Below are 3,938 nucleotides of genomic sequence, written 5' to 3' on the forward strand. Positions count from 1 at the left end.
ATGCCGCAGCGTCAGTTTTATATAGATACAACTACTTACATTGTAGGAACAACCTCTACTGAAGCAGCAGCGGTAATTGATACAACAGTTATAGAATTATATAAACATAGCTTTAGCGATACACCGTCTGTTCATCCTTATGTAACTGTGCCTAATGTTATCAACGCTAACCTTAGCAACAGTTCCTGGACAAACAGCCGGAGTATGTGGACGAATTACGCAAGCAATACTAATATGGGAAAAGCCATTGCTTTTGATAACAGTACTTCAGATACATCAACTGTAACCCTAACACTTAATATTGCGAGTGGTAAGAAAGTAGGGATAAAATCATTTTCATTTTATAACAGGGTAAGTAATTCCGGTTACAGGCATTGGAAAATGTACATAAATGGAATTGAAGTTGGAGATAGCACACTTTATTATCCCGCCACCGGCGGAACAGGAAACAACACTGTAAAAAGCACCGGCACAGTACAAGTAAAAAATGCTGTAGAAAACCTCACCGGCAGCATAACGGTTTTATTAAAACTTTACGATCATGATGCAGCCTATCCCAACGGCAATGCCCAAGGCACTTTCAGGATGGATGATTTTATTTTAAATGGTTATGTAAATGATGATGGAGGAAGTGTTGGTAGTGGTTATCAATATGCGAATAAAGGTGGGTACAGGTATGGGTTTAACGGACAAGAGAAATCGGATGAAATAAAAGGCGAAGGAAATAGTTACACAGCCCAGTTTTGGGAAATGGATCCTCGCTTGGGCAGACGTTGGAACTGTGATCCTGTCCGAAAAGAACATGAAAGTCCTTATGCTGCATTTTCAAATAATCCAATAATTAATGTAGATCCCTACGGCAATAGCGATACTACAGTAACTATGCCTAATGGCGGAACAATGAATCTTCCAGACGGTGCAAAAATAACAAGTGTGCTCAACTCAAATACTTCGACTTTAGACGGAAGTACCAAGTTGGTTAATGTTACTCCAGGTAGTGTTTCTGCTTTTGAATTTAATGGTGATATTTACGGTGCTTTGTGGAAGACTAAAGATGGTAGCTTCGCTGGTTATGGAAAAAATGGTTCGCTTGTTCCTTAACTAACTGATGAGAATTCTAAAATCCTAACCTATAGTTTTGATTTTAAAAAACCAGATACTGAAGTTGCGATGTCTGCAGGTGCAATGACATTAGAGAATACGCCTGGAGGTCCTGCCCCAAAGTTGTTGCGGGTCTTGTTGTTATAACTACTGCTGCAATACTTACCAGTATAACTATACAAACAGTTATTCATGATTTGCAAATAACAACTCCTGAAGTGGCTATAGTTGGATATATTGTATATTCCAAGGGAGGGAAAAAGAAGATTGATAATGAATACACTGGAAAAACAGTAGAGCAACTTAAGGAACTGTATAAAGCAGCTAAAGCCGCAAGAAATACAGCTGTTTTGAAAAAATTACAAGAAGAAGCAAAGCGGATTGGTCGAAAAACGGGAAAAAACAAAATAAGTCTTGATTAAATAGAATACATTATGAATGTAGAAATTGTGTCCTTATTAATTAACGCAAAACGAATTGAATATAGAACCATTGAAGCTGTATTAAAAATGGATGATGAAACGGTACTATATTTCCTAGATGAGTATCCTTTAAAAAAGATTGCACATAATCCAAATATAAAAAATAGGATATTAAATAAAATAAAAAGTTTATATATAAAATATAAAAAAAAACATATAGGTAATGTTGAAACTCTGTTGAATGCTGTTTTAAAATTATTTCCAAAGAATTTTTTTTATATAATCGGAACTAAAAGTATAAAATCTTATAGTGATATATTTCAGATAACCATTTTTGATTATTGCTTGGAAAATTACAAGCTCTTTTATAAAAAAGATATACTTTTATTTATTAAAAATAATTCTCAAATGAGGAATATCTTTGCTGAGGTTACAAAACTGATTATTGAGTTTGTAATCTCAAAAAAGGACCAAATTTTTAAAAAAATTATCGAGATAACAAAAATCAACAAAGAAAATACTTTATTTGTTGAAAGGTTAAAGAATATTCAGAAAGATTTACATGTTTTCTCAAGTAAGCAATTTTCACAATTACTTTAGATATTCTTCCTATCAACAGACGCACCTTAAAAAAATAATCGCTCATAGAAAGGTTCCCATAAAACTACTAATACCTTAGAAAAAAAGTTTTTTTATAATAAATTCTCTCAACGCGAATTAAAAAGAGTTACAGATAAAACAGCATACAGCAACAATTATAAGAGCGATATAGATCATCAACCTGAATCCGCCAATTATACCTACGATGCAATAGGTAATTTAATTGTGATGGCACGAAACGAGGCAATAAAAAAGACACAAAAAGAGCTGAACCAAACGAGGCAAAAAATCAGGGTCCCGCTGCCCGGCACTACAGTAGTACAAAAGCTAAATCAGGGCTGTGCGACGCGTGGGGGTAATTACGCGTCGCTGCCTTTTTTGGTTACTTTTTGGGCAAGCAAAAAGTGACAAATAAAATTGGGAAAATAGGTTTTGCTGACATGAACTTGAGCCGTTGGTGATAACACCAACGGCGGCGTAAGAAAATCAGTAGAATATTATCCGCTTGCCTTAGTTAGAGCAAACCCAAAAACTACAGAATTAAATATTATTAAGTTGATTCAGAAACCAGAGGTTAAAGCATTATATTTTTTATTTCCTGCAGGAAATAATGAATTTTTAAACTTAGAGAAAAAATGAGAAAAATTTTAATAATAACTTTAGTTGTGTTATTGTATAGTAAAGAATCTGTTGGACAAGTTAGTAAAGATGGCGTATTACATATTTTAAACAATACTTCATCCATGCGACAGTATTTAATTGTATTCAAAGATTCAAAAGGAACAGATAGGATTATATGGAGTAATTATATGTTAGAATATTTTTCAAATAGAGGGTATTCCAAAAAGAATGCAATTGAGACCATAGCAAGAAAAATACTTAAAAACGACACTTTTAATATTGATAAAACTGAGTTTCAATCATTATGTGCTTACGCCAATAGTGATACTATAAAATCATTTGTATTAAAGGTGAAAAATCCAATAACAGCGTATATCAATAAATATTTTGAAGATGAGGACATGAAGCCAGAATATTTAAAATACAGATGGGAAATTGCAAAAATACTATGGGATAATAATGCATTTCTTTTCACCACTTCGGATCAAATCAGTCCTGTACCAAAGGTATTGGTTTTTAAAAATAAATCTTATTCTTATTCGATAGCTAAACTAAAACGCCCGAAAGTGCATGGGAAAGTGAGGGAGAATTTACCGTTATTTTTTTATTTTCCTAAGTACGATTTCTTTATTGAAGCGATGACAAATGATACATCTTGTATTTATAATACTATAAGAAAAAGAACAGACCAAGAAGTATTAAATACTAAACGATATACAGGAGCGGTTGAATGTTTAAAAATTAATATTGACAGAGAACATAATTCCATTGCTATAACACTATTTGATAAAAACGAACATTTATTGGGTAAGGAAATTTATCATTATAACAATACCCCAACAATAAAAGAGGAAAAGATATTTTATAATCTTTCAGGGATTACCAAAGTAATAAAACGAAATGTTATCATTCCCATTGCCGACTAATTTCCGCCGACCATGCGGCGTAGGACGAGGCAAAAAATCAGGGTTCCGCTGCTTGGCACTACAGTAGTACAAAAGCTAAATCAGGGCTATGCTACGCTTAGGGGTAATTACGCGTCGCTGCCTTTTTTGGTTACTTTTTGGGCAAGCAAAAAGTGACAAATAAGATTGGGAAAATAGGTTTTGCCGATAAGAACTTGCGCCGGTTGGTGATAACACCAACAGCGGCGTAAAAGTCGTTTTGTGATGGCACGAAACGAGGCAATAAAAA

Annotated in this window: 4 protein-coding genes; all 4 read left to right on the plus strand. The window is 33.7% G+C overall.

Annotation, left to right across the window (positions count from 1 at the left end):
* The coding region (locus JST56_07005) for a hypothetical protein (protein MBS1988706.1) at positions 1-1,101 on the plus strand (1,101 nt) is incomplete at its 5' end.
* 218 nt (positions 1,102-1,319) lie between these two features.
* Complete coding sequence (locus tag JST56_07010) at positions 1,320-1,523, plus strand: hypothetical protein (GenBank protein ID MBS1988707.1); 204 nt, start codon at positions 1,320-1,322, stop codon at positions 1,521-1,523.
* A 12-nt stretch (positions 1,524-1,535) separates the two neighbouring features.
* Positions 1,536-2,123, plus strand: coding sequence for a hypothetical protein (locus JST56_07015; GenBank protein MBS1988708.1), 588 nt, complete (start codon positions 1,536-1,538; stop codon positions 2,121-2,123).
* Between the two features lie 635 nt (positions 2,124-2,758).
* Positions 2,759-3,670 carry a hypothetical protein gene (locus tag JST56_07020; GenBank protein MBS1988709.1) on the plus strand — a complete coding sequence of 304 codons (912 nt, stop codon included), beginning with the start codon at positions 2,759-2,761 and terminating at the stop codon, positions 3,668-3,670.
* Positions 3,671-3,938 lie beyond the last annotated feature (268 nt).

It is taken from the genome of Candidatus Dependentiae bacterium, assembly GCA_018266175.1.
GTDB lineage: Bacteria > Babelota > Babeliae > Babelales > RVW-14 > JAFEAY01.